Source organism: Actinoplanes palleronii (assembly GCF_016862315.1).
Classification (GTDB): Bacteria; Actinomycetota; Actinomycetes; order Mycobacteriales; family Micromonosporaceae; genus Actinoplanes; species Actinoplanes palleronii.
Map to the genome: position 1 here is coordinate 1 of NZ_BOMS01000083.1, position 18,041 is coordinate 18,041.

Below are 18,041 nucleotides of genomic sequence, written 5' to 3' on the forward strand. Positions count from 1 at the left end.
TGCCCACCGAAAGTCCCCACGCGCGGGGTGAGACGGCCGAGTGGTGTGCTCGGTCAGTTGGTGAAGGTGAAGTGGCGGCGCAGGGTGCGCCGCCACGGGGCTGACGGCAGCTCCGGGCGCAGCGCCGCGAGCCCGGTCGCGTACTTGGAGATCCGGGCGGGGCGGTGCCCGCGACTCCAGAGCAGCCGGTCGACCGGGGACGCGGCAGCGCCGGTCTTCGTCTCGATCACCGCGAGGCGGGGTGCGCGCAGTTCGGCCCCGCCGGTCGCGGTCCAGCTCAGATCGGTGTCGAGGGTGGCCCGGGAGTCACCCGCGGGCTGGTAGAAGGTGGTCCGGCTGTAGTGGGTGACCAGGGTCGGCACCAGCACGATGCCGGCCCGGTCGCCGAGCACGCTCTCCACGAACCAGCGTCCCGGGTCGACGGTGTCCTGGTCGGCCGCCTGGTACGGCAGCCGGCTCTTCACCGTGCCGCCGCGGGAGCCCTCGGTCTTGACCTCCAGCCAGCACTGCGCGGAGTCCAGATACGTACGAGTGCGGATCTTGAAGCGGCGCCGGCGACGCTGGGCCGTGAGCCGGAAGCTGACCAGGTCCGGGGTGTCGAAGTAGGCGGAGCGGTAGCGGAACCGGCGCCGCCCGTCGATCTCCAGCACCCGGGTGGCCGGGTCGAGCGCGGGCAGCAGGGCCAGCGCGTCCTCCAGCCGCAGCACGTACTTGCGGTCCACCCTGGTCTGCAGCTCGGCCTTCTCGGTGAGCTCGAGGAGCGAGATCGGTTCGAGAGTTCTCATCGGCCGGCCCCGACCAGGTTGCCGATCGCCGAGTAGCGGACCTCGACCACGGTCGTCTCGTTGACCAGGTCGACCCGTTCCACGGTGACCGCGTGCACCCGGGCCCCGAGCACCCGCTCGACCTGCGCCAGCAGCGCGGTCTGGTCGGTGTACGCGGCGTCCAGCACCAGCACCTGCCGCCGGTACGACGGGAACAGCCGGGGATGGTCCCCGAGGTACATGACCAGCAGGATCAGGCCCATCAGCGCCGGGCCGACCCACAGCTCGCCGTCGGTGAGCGGCCCGAGGATGCCCAGCGCCAGCGCGGAGAAGTAGTACGCCACCTCGTGCTGGTCCAGTTCGGTGGAGCGGAGCCGGATGATCGACAGCACGCCGAACAGCCCGAGGCCGAGGCCCGCGCTGACCGTGCTGCCGCTGAGCGATCCGGCCACCGCGAGCACACCGACGTTCACGCCGAGGAACGCGACCACCAGGTCCCGTCGCCGATGCCGGGGGAAGTACAGCCCGAAAACGAGCACACTCACAGCGAGGAGATCTATCCCGAACAACGCGATCCGGTGCATAGTGGGGCGACCTCCCGAGGGTTTCCGGCCGCGAGAGCCCGCCTGAACGGTTCGCAGCCGCAGGGTTACGTATCGGTGAACTTCGATGGTTACGGTAAGCGCTTTCCCCCTGACGGACCACCGTCCCGTACCTCAAAGGCTCCTCAGAATCTGCTGTGCTGAGCCTGTGCGAGCGCCCGGACCTGCGCCGACCCTCACCCGGGGAAGGAGGCCCGGCCGGTGGTGTGCTCGTCGATGAACGGCAGGTCCGGCTCCCAGCCGAGACCGGCCGACGCCGGCACCGCGACGAAACCCTGGCGGCAGACGATCGGCGCGGTGGTGACGTCCCGGGCGTAGTACTTGTCCGAGCCGGACACGTCCGAGGGCAGGGTGAAGCCGGGCAGCGCGCTGAGCGCCACGTTCGCGGCCCGGCCGATGCCGAACTCGTGCATGCCGCCGCACCAGACCGGCAGTCCCTCGGCGCGGGCCAGCTCGTGGGCGCGGACCGCGGGGGTGAGCCCGCCCATCCGGGACACCTTGATGTTGAGGATCCGGCCGGCGCCCAGCCGCAGCGCGGTGACCAGGTCGTCGACGTCCTCGACCGACTCGTCCAGGCAGATCGGGGTGGCCAGCTCGGCCTGCAGCGCGGCGTGCGCGACCAGGGCGCGGGGCGCGAACGGCTGCTCGATCATCAGCAGCCCGCGGGTGTCCAGCTCGCGGAAGACCGCGCGTTCGCCGGACGGGTAGGCGCCGTTCGCGTCGACGTGCAGGGCGAGCTCCGGGAACGCGGACCGGACCGCCCGGACCGGCTCGGCGTCCCAGCCCGGCGCGATCTTCAGCTTGACCCGCCGGTAGCCCTCGGCCACCCGCAGCGCGACCTGGTCGAGCAGCGCGTCGACGGTGGGCTCGATGCCCAGCGAGACGCCCGCCTCGACCCGGGACCGGGTGCCGCCCAGTGCCGTCGCGAGGGGGATCCCGCGCCGCAGTGACCACAGCGCCCAGGCGGCCATGTCGAACCCGGCCCGCGCGAAGTGGTTCCCGCGGACCTTGCCGAGCGCCGCGGCCAGCTCGGCCGGATGCTCCCACTCGGTGCGGAGCACCAGCGGGGTCAGGTGATCGCGGGCCACCGCCCAGCAGCTCTCGGTCGTCTCGGCGCTGTAGAACGGGCCGCTCGGCGACGCGATCTCGCCCCAGCCGGTGACACCGTCGGCGTCGGTGAGCGCGACCAGGATGTGCTCCAGGTCGCGCTTGGCGTGCGAGCTGGTCTGGAAGCGGTGCACCAGCGGCAGGCGTACCCGGCGGAGCGCGACGTGCGTCGTTCGCGTCATGCTTCCTCCGCCGGGAGACCGTACAGGCCGAGTTCGGCGGCGAGGGCGTCGCGCTCCCGCAGGCGCCGGCCGGCGCCTTTGGCACTGGCGGTGGTCAAGGTGGCGAGCAGGTGCAGCGCCAGGACGATCGAGGTGGGCGAGTTGACGTACGAGGCACTGCGCGGTGCCACCACGATCCGCGCGGCGGCCAGCCCGGCGAGCGGGGCATCCTCGGCATCGGTGATCAGCGCCAGCTCACCCCCGTGTCGTACGTAAGCGGAAGCGACCTCGACCGTCTCCCGCCGGTACCGTTCCAGCGAGACCGCGACCAGCAGATCTCCTCGGCGGATGTCGCTGAGCACGTCGAGCGCCCGCAGCGGCGCCCCGTCGACCAGGTGCACCCCGGACAGCCCGGCGCTGAGGTCGGCGGCGAGCAGCGACGCGTAGCTCTGCGACTTGCCGTACCCGATCAGGAACCGCCGCCGCGCGGACACGATCAGCGCCGCGGTCCGTTCGATCGAGTCCTGCTCGGCCGCCCACCCGAGCGCCTGATCGAACTCGGTCCGCTGCTGCTCCAGCACCCGCTGCTTGAGCACCTTCGCCGAGCGGCGCTGCACGTTCCGGTCGAACCGGTCCGCGGGCGTCGAGTGCGCGGTCACGCCGCGTCCCCCGGCCGGAACTGGTACGCCACCCGGGCCGGATCACCGTCCGGCCGGACCACGCCGACCAGGTGCCGGCCGGCCGCGAACCGCGCCACCAGCTCCTGCCGCAGCCAGGCCCGGTCGGCGGGATCGGGCGCGGCGAACCGGTCCCCGGCGGCGACCACGACCGCGTCCGAGCCGTCCCGGCACGTGCGCCCGGCGGGGTCCAGATCCCAGCTGACCAGCACCCGGTCGGTGCCCGGCTCGTCGTAGAAGTCGGCGCCGAACCGGATCCCGGTCGCACCCAGCACGGCGAAGTTGAAGTGCGCGTTGCGCAGCGCGTACGGATCGAAGGTCCACCGCATGGTCCGCGCGCCGGTGCGCCGGGCCACCGCCGCCTGGGCGTGCTTCAGCAGCCGGCCCACGCCGCTGCCCTGTGCGGCCGGCGCGACCACCGCGGCCTGCGAGTAGTGGTAGAACTCGCCGTCCTCGACCGCGCTGAACCCGAAGCAGAACCCGACGAGCGCGCCGTCCTCGCCGAGCGCCCCGATCACCGAGCCACCGTTGCGGCGCAGCGCCGCCAGCAGGCGCGGGGTGAGGCCGAACGCCGGATCCGTGTACCCGAACACCTCGCGGTAGAGCCGGGCCGCCGCCGTCCACTCGGCGATGCCGTCCAGGTCGCGCACGGTCACGTCCATCCGATCTCCCTCGCCAAGATAGGGAACGTATAACCCTCATCCTGTCGGCATACCCGCTCGTTGACAACAAGGATGGCACTACTTAGCGTTCGTATATGTCGTCTTCCGTGATAACCGCGCTGCACCGTTACACGCACGCCGAGTCGCCCACCGGTGATCCGGCGGCGCTCGCCGCGCTGGCCGGGATGCTCGAGGCGGACGCGGCCGCGGCCGGCCTGCACACGGCCCGGGAGGAACACCCGACCGGCGACCACCTGATCTGGACACTCCCGGCCCGGGACGTGCCCGGCGGCCCGCCGGTGCTGCTGCTCACCCACTACGACACGGTGTGGCCGGTCGGCACCCTCGCCGGCCTGCCGTGGACCGTGGACGGGGACGTGATCCGCGGGCCCGGCGTCTACGACACGAAAGCCGGGATCGCGGCGCTGCTCGCGGCGGTGACGGCGGTGGCCGGCCGGCCGCATCCGGAGCTGCGGATCGTGGTGGTCGCCGACGAGGAGATCGGGTCGCCGACCGCGACCGGGCTGGTCGAGGCGGAGGCCCGGCGGGCCGGGGCGGTGCTCGGGCTGGAGCCGCCGCACCCGGGTGGCGACCTGAAGACCGGCCGGCGCGGCAGCACCCGGGCCCGGATCGAGGTGACCGGGGTGGAGGCGCACGCCGCGCTCGACCCGGAGGCCGGCGCGAACGCCATCGACGAGCTGGTGGACCAGCTGCTGCGGGTGCGGGAGCTCGGCGCCGGACGGCCGGTGCTGGTCAACACCGGGGTGATCGCCGGTGGCGGGCGCACCAATGTGGTCGCCGGCGCGGCGCACGCCGACCTGGGGCTGCGGTTCGCCGACCCGGAGGACGAACGGGTCGTGCTCGGCGAGCTGGCCGCACTGCGGGCGATCCGGCCACGGGCCACGGTCGGTACCCGGCTGCTGTCGCACCGGCCGACCTGGCAGCCTGGCGAGGCGGGCGTCCGGCTGCTGGCCCGGGTGGCCGCGATCGCGGCCGGGATCGGGCAGGACCTCGGTGGCCGGCCGGCCGACGGCGCCGCGGACACCAACACCGCCGGGTCACTCGGGCGGCCGACCGTGGACGGGCTGGCGCCCCGGGGCGGCGGGGCGCACGCGCGGACCGAGTGGGTGTCGGTGGCCGGCATCGCGGAGCGGGTCGCACTGCTCACCGCGTTGCTCGGTGACCGGGACGGGCTCGCCTGACCCTTTCATGGGGTTTGCGTGATTGTGCAACCCGTTTGGGCGGTTCGGAACCGGGGTAAACGTGCCGGGCACTGGAGACCCCCGGGGGTGACTTCGATGCTGAACGACTATGAGCGCCGGTGCTTGGCCGAGCTGGAATACCAGCTGCGGAGTGACTCCGCCTTCGCCGCCCGGATGGCCGGCCCGGTGCCCGCCCGGCCGGAACCCGCGTCACCGGCCGTACCGATCCTGTGTGCGCTGCTGTTCATCCTGGTCCCGCTGGTGATGCTGCTGTTCGGCTGGCCCGGGGTGCTGATCCTGCTCGACCTCTTCGCCGCCGCGATCGCCGTGATCCTGCTCCGCCGCCGCGCCCGCTGACCGATTCTCATCGCGTTCTCACACACCCGTGCTGTGATGGGCGGGTCATGAGCGTCAGCCCCCGCGTCCTCGTCGTCGACGACCAGCCGAACATCGTCGACCTGCTGGACACCGTGCTGCGGTTCCACGGGTTCCGGGTGGACACCGCCACCACCGCGGCCGAGGCCGTCGCGGTCGCTGCCGCCCGGCCTCCTGACCTGGTGCTTCTCGACGTGATGCTGCCGGACGGCGACGGGCTGGCGGTGTGCCGGCGGCTGCGGGCCGACGGGCTGGACGCCGGGATCATCTTCCTCACCGCCCGGGACGCGCGCGCCGACCAGTTGTCCGGTCTGGCGTACGGCGGGGACGACTACGTGACCAAGCCGTTCGACGTGGAGGTGCTGCTGGCCCGGGTGCGGGCGGTGCTGCGGCGGGTCCGCGGCCCGGCGGCCCCCGACCCGGTCCTGCGGTACGCGGACCTGGAACTCGACCAGGAGACGCTGCAGGTGCGCCGGGCCGGCACCGAGGTGCCGCTCTCCCCCACCGAGCTGAAGCTGCTGCGGTACTTCCTGACCCACTCCGGCCGGGTGCTGTCCCGCGCGCAGATCCTGGCCGCCGTCTGGGAGTTCGACAGCCCGGCGGTCTCCAACGTGGTCGACACGTACGTCGGTTATCTGCGCCGCAAACTGGACCGGCACGGGCCGCCGCTGATCGTCACGCATCGCGGCTTCGGGTACGCGCTGCGCGCCGCTGCGCCGTGACCCGCCGGACCCTGCGGTTCTCGCTGGTCACGTCGATGGTGGCGCTGGCCGCGGCGGGACTGCTGGTGACCTGCGGTACGGCGGCGGTGGCGCTGCGGTCGTACCTGCTGGAGCGCACCGACGAGCAGCTCGCCGCCGCGGCCGAGCTGGTGCGGCAGCGGGCCACGGTCCTGGTCCCGGACGGGCCGGAGCTGCGCTCGGTGGTGTCGGTGACCGAATACCTGATCGAGTACCGCCGCGCCGACGGGCGCACCCTGCGCTTCGCGAGCGGCTCACCGCTGCCGGCGGACCCGCTGCTGGACCGCGCCGACCCGGCCCGCGTCACCGTGCAGACGATCACCGACACGGCGGGGGCCCGGTACCGGGTGCGGCTCGTGCCGCTCCCCGGCGGTTCCCGGGTGCTGGTCGGCCTGCCCCTCGCGCCGGTCCGCAACACGGTCGCCCGGTTCGTCCTGATCGCGGCGCTGACCGGGGCGGTCGTGCTGGTGCTGCTCACCCTGCTGGCCCGCTGGCTGGTGCACCGGCGGCTGCGCCCGCTGGACGAGATCGCCGCCACCGCCGCCGCGATCGCCGGCGGCGACCTGGACCGCCGGGCCGGCGCGCCACCGGCGGGCAGCGCCGCCGCCCGTACCGAGGTGGGGCGGCTGTCCACCGCCGTCGACCGGATGCTGACCCGGATCCAGGCGGCGATGACCGCCCGGGAACGATCCGAGGAGCGGATGCGGGCGTTCGTCGCGGACGCCTCGCACGAGCTGCGCACCCCGGTCACCTCGATCAGCGGATATCTCCAGCTGATCCGCACCGGGGTGATCGACCTCGGCGCCCGGCCGGACGTGCTGCGCCGGATCGAGGAGGAGGCCGGGCGGATGGGCGCCCTGGTCAACGAGCTGCTGTATCTCGCGCGGCTGGACGCCGACCCGCCGGCCCGGCGGGACCCGGTCGACCTGACCGCGCTGATCCGGGACGCGGTCGCGGACGCGAGCGCGGTGGAGCCGTCCCGCCCGTGGACGGTGTCCGTGCCCGCGGGCCCACCGGTGATCGTGGCCGGGGACGACGGCACGCTGCGGCAGGTGCTCGCCAACCTGCTGGGCAACGTCCGCGCCCACACGCCGCCGGGCGCGGCCGCGCAGGTCAGCGTGGTGGTGACCGGGGATCGGGTGCGGGTCGCGGTGCGTGACACCGGTCCGGGGATGAGCGCGGAGGCGGCGGCGCACGCGTTCGAACGGTTCTGGCGGGCCGAGGAGTCCCGCGCCCGGTCCGGCGGCGCCGGGCTCGGCCTGGCGATCGTGGCCGAGGCGGTGCGCGCCCACGGCGGCGAGACCGGCATCGTGTCGTCCCCGGGTGCCGGCGCCACGGTCTGGTTCGCCCTGCCCGGGGTTCCTAACGAACTCTCATCCGGCTCGCACCCCGGTGTCACCGGCGGTTGATGGCATGACCGGGTGCGAAAATCATTGATCATTACCGGCGCGGTGCTGGGTGGGCTGGTCGCGGCCGGGTCCGCCGGTGACCGGTACGCCGCGACGAGCGCCGCGGACCGGCTCGCCGAACGACTGCGCTGCGCGGCCGGCCTGACCGAGCCGCCGGAGGTGACGCTGGGCGGGATCCCGTTCCTGACCCAGCTCGCGCGCGGCCGCTTCGACGAGGTGCGGGTGACGGCCGCCTCGGTCACCGTGGGGCGGTTCAGCGGCGGGTTGCGAGCCACGGCGCGGCAGGTGCGCACGGCCGGCGATGCGTTCCGGGCCGCTTCCCTCACGGTCACGGCGACGATGTCGTACGCGGGGACAGCCGCGTCCACCGGGGTCGCCGGGCTGAGCGGGCTCGGCTACGACGGGGCGGGGCGGCTGCGGATGGCGGTCACCACGCAGGTGCTCGGGCGGGACGTGCCGGTGGTCGTGCACGCGGTGCCGGAGATCGCCGGGGATGCGCTCGTGGTCCGGCCGGTCGAGGTGGAGATCCCGGTGATCGGGGTACGGCTGCCGGCGGCGCAGCTCGGCGAGAAGGCGGCCCCGCGCACGATCCCGCTCCCGGAGTTGCCGGGCGGGCTGCACTACCGGGGCGCCGAGGCGGCCGAGGACGGCCTCCAGATCACCGTGGACGGCACGGACGTCGCCGTGCCCCGCGACACCGGGACCGGCGCGACGGCCGGCGGCAGGGCCGGGCGCGACTGTGGGGAGAACCAGCGATGAGTGCGGCGGACGAGGGCAGCGGGACCTATCGGGTGTTCGCCGGGATCGGGCGGGTGGCGGTGCGGCGGCCGTGGTGGGTGATCGCCGGGTGGCTGGTCACGGCGCTGGTCGTGGCCGGGCTGGTGGCCGGGTTCGGGCGGCCGGTGGACGACGACACCACGCTGCCCGGCAGCGACGGCCAGCGCGGGCGGGACCTGATCGCCGCGCACTTCCCCGGCGGGGACGGGGCGAGCGGGTCGGTGGTGCTGCGGGCGCGGGACGGGCGGGTGGACTCCCCGTCGTACCGGAAAAGCATCGAGACCGCGGTGAGCCGCATCGCGGACCTGGACCACGTCGTGTCGGTGGCGGCGCCGGGCGCGGCCTCCGGGTCGCTCAGCGCGGACGGACGGACCGGCTACCTCGCGGTGCAGTTCGACGTGGGGCCGCGCGACGTCGGCGGCGCACTCGTCGACGCGGTGCTGGACGCGGCGCAGCCGGCCGGGGACGCCGGGCTCGAGGTGCTGCCGGGCGGGGCGCTGGCGCGGGCCGAGACGAGCACCCGGACCAGTGAGATCGTCGGGCTCGGTGTGGCCCTGCTGGTGCTGGTGGTCGCGTTCGGCGGGCTCGTCGCGGCCGGGTTGCCGCTGCTCACCGCGCTGATCACACTGGTCTGCGGTATCGGCGGGATCGGGCTGATCGGGCATCTGACGCCGATGCCGGCGGTGGCCACCACGGTCGCCACGATGATCGGGCTCGGGGTGGGCATCGACTACGCGCTGTTCCTGATCACGCGGTACCGGGCGATGCCGTCCCGGAACGTCGACCGGGACGCGGCGATCGTGCGGACGGTGGCGTCGTCGGGGAGCGCGGTGGCGTTCGCGGGCGGGACCGTGATCGTGGCGCTGGCCGGGCTGGCCGTCTCCGGGGTGCCGATCCTGGGCACGCTCGGATGGACGGCCGGGCTGATCGTGCTGGTCGCGGTGGCCTCGGCGGTCACCCTGCTGCCCGCGCTGCTGGCGGTGCTGGGCCCGAAGATCGACGCCCTGCCGATCGGTCGCCGCCGAGCCGGTCGCGGTGGCGCGGCCGGGACCACCGCGCCGGATTCGGGGTGGGGGCGGCTCGCTGACCGGGTGACCCGGCGGCCGTGGCCCTACGCGCTCGCGCCGGTGGCGCTGCTGCTGGTGCTGGCCGCGCCTGCGGCCCAGATGACGCTGGGCCAGACCGACGCGGGCGACGAGCCGGCCGGCAGCCCGGCCCGGATCGGGTACGACGTGCTGGGCGACGCGTTCGGCCCCGGCGTCAACGGCCCGATCACCGTGGTGGCCGAGCGCGGCGCCGGTGCGGACGTCGCGGCTCTGCAGGCCGCGATCCTGGCGGTGCCCGGCGTCACGCAGGCCCCGCCGGCCCGGCTCTCCGCCGACGGGCTGGTGGCGACGATCCGGGTGATCCCGGACAGCGCACCGGCCGATCCGCGGACGGTGCGGATCGTGGACACGCTCCGGGCGACCCCGGTGGCCGGGTGGACGGTGCACGTGACCGGCCCGACGGCGGTGAAGGCGGAGCTGGCCGGGCGGGTCGGCGCGCGGATGCCGTACGTGATCGGTCTTGTCGTCCTGCTCGCCGCCTTCCTGATGTATCTCGCCTTCCGTGCCCCGGTCGTCGCCGTCAAGGCGGCGGTGATGAATCTGTTCTCGGTCGCCGCCGCCTACGGTGTGCTGACCGCGGTCTTCGCCTGGGGCTGGGGCGCCGCGCTGCTGGGGCTCGACGGGCCGACGCCGATCGAGTCCTACGTGCCGATGATGCTGTTCGCGCTGCTCTTCGGACTGTCCATGGACTACGAGGTCTTCCTGCTCACCGCGGTCCGCGAGGCCTGGCTGGCCACCGGCGACAACGCCCGCTCGGTCCGCGACGGCCTGGCCGGCACCGGCCTGGTGATCACCTCGGCCGCATTGATCATGGTGTGCGTGTTCGCCGGCTTCGTGCTGAGCCCGAGCCCGGTGGTCAAGATGATGGGCGTCGGCCTGGCGGTAGCGGTAGCCATCGACGCCACGGTCATCCGCGGCCTGCTGGTCCCGGCCACGATGGTCCTGCTGGGGCGGGCCAACTGGTGGACCCCCGGCGGGGACCGGGCGGCAGACGCCGCCCGGTGACCCGGACCGCGTTGTTCAGGCCCGGACGTCGAGCAGGTCGCCGCTGCGGTTGAGGACGTCCTTGAGCTGGGTCAGGTCCACGCCCTTGGTCTGCAGCATGCTGACCAGGCTGGACGCGCTGGTCGCCGCGGCCGTCACGTCGGTGGTGTCCATGTCCAGCATGTCGCTGACCTGTTTGAGCTTGTCCGGGTCCTGCAGGCCGGCGTTCTCGCCCCGCGGGGCGGGGGCCGGCTGCGGCGGCGGGGTCACGCCCTTGCCGGCGGCGATCTGCTCGGCCATCGCGTCGGCGCTGCCCGAGGTGCCGGAGGTCGACGAGGTGGAGATGCCGGACTTGATCGCCGAGATGAGTTCGTCGTGGGTGACGCCCCGGTCGGTGGCCACGTCGCTCAGGCTCTTGCCGGTGCCGAGCTGCGACTTCAGCTCGTCGTGGCTGAGCCCGAGCGCGTCGGCGACCCGGGCCATCGGGTCGTCCTTCGGCTTCGACCGGCTCTCGACCGCGGACTGGGCCCGGTCCACCTGGTAGAACGCCGCGTTGCCGCTGGTGCTGATGCTGCCGATCGAGGTCAACGGAACTCCTCGGGTCCGCCGTGGCGCCTGCCGCCCCGGACTGAGGTGTTCATCGGCTGCCGGACGGCGATGCTCTGGATTTGCTCCCCGATCCACAGGAAGTGCCCGAAAAAGATCACCCGGTGGTGATCGCGGTGGCGGTGATGACCCCGGAGGAGTCCGCGACACCGGTGACCGTGACCGCCTGGCCGGTGGTCAGGTCCTTGACGGCCGCCTTCGTGGTGACCGCCGTGGTGTCCGACGCCCGTACGGTGATCGTCTGACCCGCCGCGGTCTGCAGGTAGAGGGTGTTCCCGTCGACCTTGGTGAGGGTCCCCGCGGTGGCGCCGCCCGGCGTCGCCGCGCGGTTCTGGTTCTGACCCATCCCCCCGCCACTCGGCATGCCCGCCCCGGTGGGGAAGCCGCCGGTCGCCGCCGCGGTGTCTGAGCTGCTGCCGCCCCACTGCTTGTGCACCTGCACGCCGCCGAGGAACCCGCCGACCAGCAGCACCGCCCCGGTCAGCACGAGCGTGGTCCGGTTCCACCACCGTTTCGGCGCGGCCTGCGCGATGGCGCTGTTCAGATCCTGGTGCTCGGTCTCGGACGGGGTGCGCGGCAGCACCTCGGTGTCGTCTTTCATGGTGCGTTCCTCACTCGTAGCGCAGGGCGTCGATCGGCCGCAGCCGAGCCGCACGGGCTGCCGGCAGCCCGCCGAAGAAGAGTCCGATCAGCACGGAGACACCCAGCGAAAGCGCGACCGAGCTGGGCACGATCACCGGCTGCACGCCGACGATCGAGAACCGGCTGCCGATCAGCGCGGCGGCCACCCCGAGGCCGCCGCCGATGACGCTGAGCAGGGTCGCCTCGATCAGGAACTGGCTCAGCACCACCCGCCGGGGCGCGCCGAGGGCCTTGCGGATGCCGATCTCCCGGGTCCGCTCGGTCACCGTGACCAGCATGATGTTGGTGATCCCGATCCCGCCGACCAGCAGGCTGATCGCGGCCACCGCCCCGAGCAGGGTGGTGAACGTGTCCGCGGTCTCGGTCTGCGTCTCCAGCAGCTGGGAGGCGTTCTGGATCCGGTACGCGGTGGTCCCGTCGCTGCTCGCCGGCATCTTCTGGTCGAGGATGGTGGCGATCTCGGTCTCCGCGGTGTCGACCAGGTCGCTGTCGCGGGCCTCGACCAGGATCGAGCTGAGCGCGCCGTACCCGGCCAGCACCTGCCGGACCGCGGAGATCGGCGCGACCGCGGTGTCGTTGGAGTCGCTGAACCCGCTGGAGCTCTTCTCGTCGAGCACGCCGACGATGGTGAACAGCGCCCCGCCGACGGTGACCTGCAGGCCGACCGGGTCGGTGCCGGCGAAGAGCTCCTCGGCGACGGTCTGCCCGATCACCACCACCCGGCGGGCCTGCGCCTCGTCGTCGGCGGTGAACAGCGCGCCGGAGCCGACCGGGAAGTTGGAGGCGCCGAACCAGTCCGGTGTGGTGCCGACGAACGAGCTGACGTCGTGGTCGCTGCCCTCGTACGTCAGGGTCGCCGACGTGCTGACCACCGGCGACACGGACCTGACGTCGGGCGCCAGCACCGGGTCCTGCAGCGCCTCGGCGACCTTGAGGCTCAGGCCGCCGCCGCTGCTGCTCCCCCGGCTGGTGCTCATCACGGTCAGGGTGTTGGTGCCCAGCGCCGAGATCCGGTCGGCGATCGCCTGCGCCGAGCCGTTGCCGACCGCGACCAGCAGAATCACCGCGGCCACGCCGATCAGGATGCCCAGCATGGTGAGCACCGAGCGCAGCTTGTTGGCGGACAGCCCGCGCAGGGCGAACCGGAGGATCTCGGTGGCGTTCACGCGGCGTGCCGTCCGAGGTGGTCCTGCCGGACGTCCGAGCTGACCCGGCCGTCGAACAGCTTCACCAGCCGGTCGGCGCGGGCGCCGACCTCCTCCTCGTGGGTGATCAGCACGATCGTACGGCCGACCGCGTGCAGGTCGTCGAACACGGTGAGGACCTCTTCGGTGGAGTGGCTGTCGAGGTTGCCGGTCGGCTCGTCGGCCAGCAGCAGGGCCGGCTCGGTGACCAGTGCCCGGGCCACCGCGACCCGCTGCTGCTGGCCGCCGGAGAGCTGGTTGGGCTCGTGCTCGGCGCGGTCGGCCAGGCCGACCACGTCGAGGGCGAACATCGCGCGGCGGCGACGCTCGGCGGCCCGCATCCCGGAGTACGCCAGCGGCAGCTCCACGTTGGCCACCGCCGACGTCCGCGGGATCAGGTTGAACGCCTGGAACACGAACCCGATCAGCCGGTTCCGCACCAGCGCGAGCTGGCTGTCGGTGAGCCGGCTGACGTCCACCCCGTCGAGCAGGTACCGGCCGTGGGTCGGGATGTCCAGGCAGCCGAGGATGTTCATCAGCGTCGACTTGCCGGACCCGGACGATCCCATGATCGCCAGGTAGGCGCCGCGCTCCACCTGCAACGACACGCCGTCGAGGGCGCGCACCGTGGTCTCGCCCGCGCCGTACACCTTGCTCAGGTCACGGACGTCCAGGACCGGCCGGGTCGAAGCCATGGCTCAGCGACCGCCACCGGCGGGCGGAGCGCCGCCACCACCGCTGAGGCCCCCGCCGGTGCCGAAGCCGGTCCCGGTGCGCGTGCCCGAGTTGCTGGTGGTGGTGCTGCTGGTCGGGAGCACCACCTTCTCCCCGGCGGTCAGCCCGGAGGTGATCTGGTACGTGTCGTCGCCCTCCAGGCCGATCTCGACCTGCCGGGTCTCCTGCGTCCCGGTGCTGGTCAGCACGGTGACGGTGGACCGCCGCCCGCTGGCCGTGACCGCCGCCGAGTTGACCCGTACCGCGTTCTCCACGCTGCCGGTGACCACCGCGACGCTGACCGTCTGCCCGGACTTGGCGCCGTCCGGCGGGTCCGGCAGGCTGATCGTCACGCCGTAGGTGACCACGCTGTTGCTGGTCGTCGCGGTCGGGTCGACGGACACCACCTTGCCGGTGGTCTCCGCGCTCTCCAGCGCGTTCCAGGTGATGGTGGCGGGCTGCCCGGCCTTGAGCGCGGTCGCGTCCGACTCGGAGAACGCCGCGGTGATCTGCAGCTGGGTCAGGTCGGCCAGGTCGATGAAGCCGCCCGACGAGGTGGTCGTGGTGCTCGCCGAGCCGCCGGCGCCGCCGCTGGACGAGGAGCTCGACCCGCCCGACGAGCCGCCGAGCGAGCCGTTGACCGCGGTCACGGTGCCGGCCATCGGCGCGGTCAGCGTGGTGCCCTTGACCGCGGCCTTCGCGTCGTCGACGGCCAGCGCGGCCGAGACGACCTCGTTCTCCGCGGTGGTGGTGTCGGTGTCCGCGGCCTGCGCCCGGTCCAGCGCGTCGTTCGCCGCGTCCAGGTTCGCCGCGGCCAGGGCAAGATCCCGTTGTACGTCGGTGGGGTCGACCACGGCCAGTTGCTGGCCCTTGGTCACCAGGTCACCGACCTTGACCTTGATGCCGGTGACCGTACCGGCCGTGGTGAACGTGGCCGCGGCGGTCGAGGCGCTCTCCACCGTGCCGTCGGCGCTGACGGTCTTGGTGACCGTGCCCTGCGAGACGGCGACGGTGCGCACGTCGGCGGCGCTGGCCTGGTTGCCGGACGAGGTGGCCCGGATCAGGTTCACGCCCCAGATCGTGGCGCCGACGATCAGTAGTGCCAGCAGGGCGTTCACTGCCGTGCTGGGCCTGCGAAGGGCTTTCACACTGCAATCATGTCCGCTGCGACCGGTTCGTGGTGGCCTGTCGGCGGATTCGGAGTTCACCAGGAACGTACGACCTGCTCTCCCACTGCCAACCCGTCGGTCACCGCGGTGTACTGGTCCCCGCGCAGCCCCACGGCGACCGTGCGCTGGGCGGACTGGCTGCCGTTGCGCACCAGCACGGTGCCGTTGCCACCGGAGATGTCGTGCACCGCGGTGGACGGGACGCGCAGCACGCCGGTGGCCTCGCCGACGCGTACCTGCACCTGCGCGGTCTGCCCGACGAGCAGGTCGCTGGGCGGGGAGCTGAACGAGAGCACCACGCCGTACCGGACCAGGGTGCCGTCCGAGGTGCCGACCGGGTCGACCTGCACCACGGTGCCGGTCAGCGCGTCGTCGTGGTCGGCGAGGGTGACCGTGCCGGTCTGCCCCACCTTCAGCGAGCCGGCGTCCGCCTCCGGGAAGTCCGCCTGGACCTGCATCGCGTACGTGTCGGCCAGCGTCACGAACGTCGTGCCGCTGCTCACCTGGTCGCCCACGCTGCCGGTGACCGCGACGACCGTGCCGGCGATCGGCGCTTTGATCACGGTGCCGTCGAGCGCGTCCTCGGCCTTGTCGACGGCCTGCGCGGCCCGGTTGACCGACTGCTGGGCGTTGAGGATCGAGTCGTTGCCGGTGTCCGGGTAGCCGCGGGTGGTGCAGCTGGTCGCGGCGGCGTCGACCGCGGCGCTCGCCTCTCCCACGCTCGCCGCAGCGGTGCCGGCCGCGGCGCTCGCCTCTCCCGCGCGCGCCGCCGCGGTGCCGGCCGCGGCCAGGTGACCGTTGCCGCCGTTGCCACCGGTGGTGGCGGCCGCGCAGACGGTGGCCGAGGCGGTGACCGAGGCGGCCGAGTCCTTGGCGTCGGCGAGCCGGTCCTGCGCGTCGGTCAGGGTGCTCTCCGCGGCGTCCACGTCGCCCGCGGCGTCGGTGTCGTCCACGGTGGCCAGGAGCTGCCCGGCCTTGACCTTGGTACCGGCGCGCACCTTGACCGCCTCGACGGTGCCGGCCACCGCGAACGAGAGTTCCCGGGTGGTGGCCGGTTCGACCGTGCCGGTGGTGGCGACGTCCAGGGTGACCGCGCCCTTGTCCACGGCGACCGCGACGACCTCGGCGGACGTGTCCGCGCCCGGCCGGTTCCGGACGACCGCGAGCACCACACCGGTCGCCACGCCCACCACGACGATCCCGGCACCGATCAACCGAATGCGCCGTTTAGACCGGTTTTGCCCCGATACCTTGCTCATAATCGTAGATTGTGGCTGTTCACGTACCCGGACGGACCGAAATCCCAGGAGCACCCTTGCAGACCACGCACCCGCGCCGCGCCCTGGTCGCCGTCACCGCGCTGGCTGCGGCTCTCCTGATCGGCGCGTGCGGTGACTCCTCCGGCGACGACGAGGACACCCCGGCCGACACCGGCACGTCGCCGTCCGCCTGCGCGCCCGGCGGGATGCCCTCGGGCATGGGCGCACCCGGCGGTGGCGGCCCGTCCGGCATGGTTCCTGGTGGCGGCGGCCCGTCCGGCATGGCACCCGGTGGCATGGGTCCGTCCGGCGGTCCGGGCGGCGGCGGACCGGGTGGCGACTGCGGCGGCGCCCGCCCGTCCGGCGCGGGCGGCGGCAGCGGCACCGAGACCGGCGAGTTCGACATCGAGCTCGAGCCCACCGGCTTCATCCCGCGCGGCACCGACCTGGGCGGTTACGGCCGGCGCGGCCCGGTGGGCGCGCACGGCGACGTGCTCCCGGCGCCGGGTGAGTGACAACCCTTTTGCGTACGACGGACGAGCCCCCGCCGGACCCCGAGGCGCAGATGCGTCACCGGCTGCGCCGGCACAACCGGGCGCTGGCCGAACTCGCCGCGACCAAGGCCGAGATGGTCAGCGCGCTGCTGCACGAGTTGCGCACCCCGTTGACCGCGGCGCTCGGCATGCTGGAGATGCTCCCGGAGCGCACCGGCGACCCGCTGCTGGACGAGGCGCTCCCGCTGATCGCCCGCAACCTGCGCCGGATCGAGCGGACCACCGCCGAGATCGCCACCATCAGCGGCATCGAGAGCGGGACGATCCCGCTGGCCCGCACCGAGTTCGACCTGCCCGCCCTGCTCACCGAGGTGGCCGGCGCGGCCTGTCACGCCGTCCCACCGGCCGGCCCGGTGCTCGGCGACCGGGACCGGCTGCGCCAGGTCTTCGACCGGCTGCTCAGCGCGGTACGGGCCCTCGACGGCGGCGCCGAGGCCACCGCCGAACGGGTCGAGGACCACTGGCGGGTGTCCTACCCGCTCCCCGACGAGCAGGCCAGCGACCGCTTGTTCACCTCGGCGGGCACCGGTGGCAACGCGATGGCGCTGATGCTGGCCCGGGCAGTGATCGGCCGGCACGGCGGCAGCGTGGGCGTGCACAGTGCGGGCGGTACGGCGTACCTCCGAGTGGTCCTGCCCGTGGCTTGACCGTGGCTTGACCGTGGCTTGACCCTTGTGGTCGATGCCTGGCCGGGCGCGGTCGCCGGGGCACGAGTGGGCACGGGCCGGTCGTTGCAGGGGCGGTGCGGGTCCGCGATGCCCGTTCGCGGACGTCTGCCGCCCCCAGGTGGGCGCCAGACGTCCGCAGTTCCCGATCGCGTCCTGCCACCGCCCCCGAACCCCACCGAACGCGGCCCCCCGCCGCCCCCTCAGCACCGATCGCGGACTCTCACCGGCGGTGAGCCTGCCTCCACTGGCCGGCAGGGCCGGCAGGGCCGGCAGGGCCGGTCGTGCCGGGTCTTCGTCAGGCGAGGCCCGGCGCGGTCAGCGCTTCCACCCGGGTCAGCAGGTCCTGCGCGGTGAACGGCTTCACCAGGTAGTCATCGGCCCCGGCGTCGAACCCGGACGCCACGTCGAGCCACTGCCCGCGCCCGGTGAGCAGGATGATCGGAATGTCCGCGGTCTCCGCGTCGTCCCGCAGCGCCCGGCACACCTCGAGCCCGGTCATCCCCGGCATCGTCACGTCGAGCACCGCGATGTCCGGCACGTGCTCGTGCGCGGCCCGCAACCCGTCCCGCCCGGTCAGCCGGGTCGACACCTCGAGCCCGCCGGACCGCAACACCGTCTCCACGATCTCCAGCACGGTCGGATCGTCATCCACCACCAGAACGGAAGTCACGGCAGCCCC

20 protein-coding genes are annotated in these 18,041 nt (G+C 73.5%); 8 read left to right on the forward strand and 12 right to left on the reverse strand.

The window, feature by feature from the left end:
• Nucleotides 1-53: 53 nt before the first annotated feature.
• The 5 genes from Apa02nite_RS26450 to Apa02nite_RS26470 form a co-directional block, all read right to left on the reverse strand.
• Complete coding sequence (locus Apa02nite_RS26450; RefSeq protein ID WP_203827363.1) at nucleotides 54-785, reverse strand: polyphosphate polymerase domain-containing protein; 732 nt, start codon at nucleotides 783-785, stop codon at nucleotides 54-56.
• A complete protein-coding gene (locus Apa02nite_RS26455) occupies nucleotides 782-1,309 on the reverse strand; it encodes a DUF4956 domain-containing protein (RefSeq protein ID WP_232343928.1) in 528 nt (175 codons plus the stop codon). The genes Apa02nite_RS26450 and Apa02nite_RS26455 overlap by 4 nt, the downstream gene beginning before the upstream one ends.
• Before the next feature lie 233 nt (nucleotides 1,310-1,542).
• A complete protein-coding gene (gene menC, locus Apa02nite_RS26460; protein ID WP_203827364.1) occupies nucleotides 1,543-2,655 on the reverse strand; it encodes an o-succinylbenzoate synthase in 1,113 nt (370 codons plus the stop codon).
• Nucleotides 2,652-3,293 (reverse strand): MurR/RpiR family transcriptional regulator, encoded by a 642-nt coding sequence (locus Apa02nite_RS26465; RefSeq protein ID WP_067685613.1) that lies wholly within the window; start codon nucleotides 3,291-3,293, stop codon nucleotides 2,652-2,654. The genes menC and Apa02nite_RS26465 overlap by 4 nt, the downstream gene beginning before the upstream one ends.
• Nucleotides 3,290-3,973: a GNAT family N-acetyltransferase gene (locus Apa02nite_RS26470; RefSeq protein WP_203827365.1), complete on the reverse strand. Its 684-nt coding sequence runs from the start codon at nucleotides 3,971-3,973 to the stop codon at nucleotides 3,290-3,292. The genes Apa02nite_RS26465 and Apa02nite_RS26470 overlap by 4 nt, the downstream gene beginning before the upstream one ends.
• A 95-nt stretch (nucleotides 3,974-4,068) precedes the next feature.
• Between Apa02nite_RS26470 and Apa02nite_RS26475 the strand changes: the two genes are divergently transcribed.
• From Apa02nite_RS26475 to Apa02nite_RS26500, 6 genes are all read left to right on the forward strand, one after another.
• Entirely contained in the window at nucleotides 4,069-5,175 is a 1,107-nt protein-coding gene (locus Apa02nite_RS26475) for a M20/M25/M40 family metallo-hydrolase (RefSeq protein WP_203827366.1), read from the forward strand.
• 96 nt (nucleotides 5,176-5,271) lie between these two features.
• Complete coding sequence (locus Apa02nite_RS26480; protein ID WP_203827367.1) at nucleotides 5,272-5,532, forward strand: DUF3040 domain-containing protein; 261 nt, start codon at nucleotides 5,272-5,274, stop codon at nucleotides 5,530-5,532.
• A 47-nt stretch (nucleotides 5,533-5,579) separates the two neighbouring features.
• Nucleotides 5,580-6,272 (forward strand): response regulator transcription factor, encoded by a 693-nt coding sequence (locus Apa02nite_RS26485; RefSeq protein ID WP_203827368.1) that lies wholly within the window; start codon nucleotides 5,580-5,582, stop codon nucleotides 6,270-6,272.
• Nucleotides 6,269-7,699, forward strand: coding sequence for a sensor histidine kinase (locus tag Apa02nite_RS26490; protein ID WP_203827369.1), 1,431 nt, complete (start codon nucleotides 6,269-6,271; stop codon nucleotides 7,697-7,699). Before Apa02nite_RS26485 ends, Apa02nite_RS26490 begins: the two co-directional genes overlap by 4 nt.
• Nucleotides 7,700-7,711: 12 nt before the next feature.
• Nucleotides 7,712-8,458, forward strand: a complete 747-nt coding sequence (locus tag Apa02nite_RS26495) for an LmeA family phospholipid-binding protein (RefSeq protein ID WP_203827370.1) — start codon at nucleotides 7,712-7,714, stop codon at nucleotides 8,456-8,458.
• Nucleotides 8,455-10,587, forward strand: a complete 2,133-nt coding sequence (locus Apa02nite_RS26500) for an MMPL family transporter (RefSeq protein ID WP_203827371.1) — start codon at nucleotides 8,455-8,457, stop codon at nucleotides 10,585-10,587. The genes Apa02nite_RS26495 and Apa02nite_RS26500 overlap by 4 nt, the downstream gene beginning before the upstream one ends.
• A 15-nt stretch (nucleotides 10,588-10,602) precedes the next feature.
• Here the strand turns inward: Apa02nite_RS26500 and Apa02nite_RS26505 are convergent, their stop codons facing one another.
• The 6 genes from Apa02nite_RS26505 to Apa02nite_RS26530 form a co-directional block, all read right to left on the reverse strand.
• On the reverse strand, nucleotides 10,603-11,154 hold the full coding sequence (locus Apa02nite_RS26505; protein WP_203827372.1) for a hypothetical protein: 552 nt from the start codon (nucleotides 11,152-11,154) through the stop codon (nucleotides 10,603-10,605).
• A gap of 115 nt (nucleotides 11,155-11,269) precedes the next feature.
• Complete coding sequence (locus Apa02nite_RS26510; RefSeq protein WP_203827373.1) at nucleotides 11,270-11,773, reverse strand: hypothetical protein; 504 nt, start codon at nucleotides 11,771-11,773, stop codon at nucleotides 11,270-11,272.
• A gap of 10 nt (nucleotides 11,774-11,783) precedes the next feature.
• Nucleotides 11,784-12,980 carry an ABC transporter permease gene (locus Apa02nite_RS26515; RefSeq protein ID WP_203827374.1) on the reverse strand — a complete coding sequence of 399 codons (1,197 nt, stop codon included), beginning with the start codon at nucleotides 12,978-12,980 and terminating at the stop codon, nucleotides 11,784-11,786.
• Nucleotides 12,977-13,693, reverse strand: a complete 717-nt coding sequence (locus Apa02nite_RS26520; protein WP_203827375.1) for an ABC transporter ATP-binding protein — start codon at nucleotides 13,691-13,693, stop codon at nucleotides 12,977-12,979. Before Apa02nite_RS26520 ends, Apa02nite_RS26515 begins: the two co-directional genes overlap by 4 nt.
• Nucleotides 13,694-13,696: 3 nt before the next feature.
• Nucleotides 13,697-14,860 (reverse strand): efflux RND transporter periplasmic adaptor subunit, encoded by a 1,164-nt coding sequence (locus Apa02nite_RS26525; RefSeq protein ID WP_203827376.1) that lies wholly within the window; start codon nucleotides 14,858-14,860, stop codon nucleotides 13,697-13,699.
• A 56-nt stretch (nucleotides 14,861-14,916) separates the two neighbouring features.
• Nucleotides 14,917-16,095 (reverse strand): efflux RND transporter periplasmic adaptor subunit, encoded by a 1,179-nt coding sequence (locus Apa02nite_RS26530; protein ID WP_307871979.1) that lies wholly within the window; start codon nucleotides 16,093-16,095, stop codon nucleotides 14,917-14,919.
• Nucleotides 16,096-16,196: 101 nt separating this feature from the next.
• Between Apa02nite_RS26530 and Apa02nite_RS26535 the strand changes: the two genes are divergently transcribed.
• Both Apa02nite_RS26535 and Apa02nite_RS26540 read left to right on the forward strand, forming a co-directional pair.
• Entirely contained in the window at nucleotides 16,197-16,655 is a 459-nt protein-coding gene (locus Apa02nite_RS26535) for a hypothetical protein (RefSeq protein WP_203827378.1), read from the forward strand.
• 8 nt (nucleotides 16,656-16,663) lie between these two features.
• Entirely contained in the window at nucleotides 16,664-17,341 is a 678-nt protein-coding gene (locus Apa02nite_RS26540) for a sensor histidine kinase (protein WP_239164579.1), read from the forward strand.
• Between the two features lie 316 nt (nucleotides 17,342-17,657).
• On the opposite strand, the gene Apa02nite_RS26545 is transcribed toward Apa02nite_RS26540, so the two are convergent.
• Complete coding sequence (locus tag Apa02nite_RS26545; protein ID WP_203827379.1) at nucleotides 17,658-18,032, reverse strand: response regulator transcription factor; 375 nt, start codon at nucleotides 18,030-18,032, stop codon at nucleotides 17,658-17,660.
• Nucleotides 18,033-18,041 lie beyond the last annotated feature (9 nt).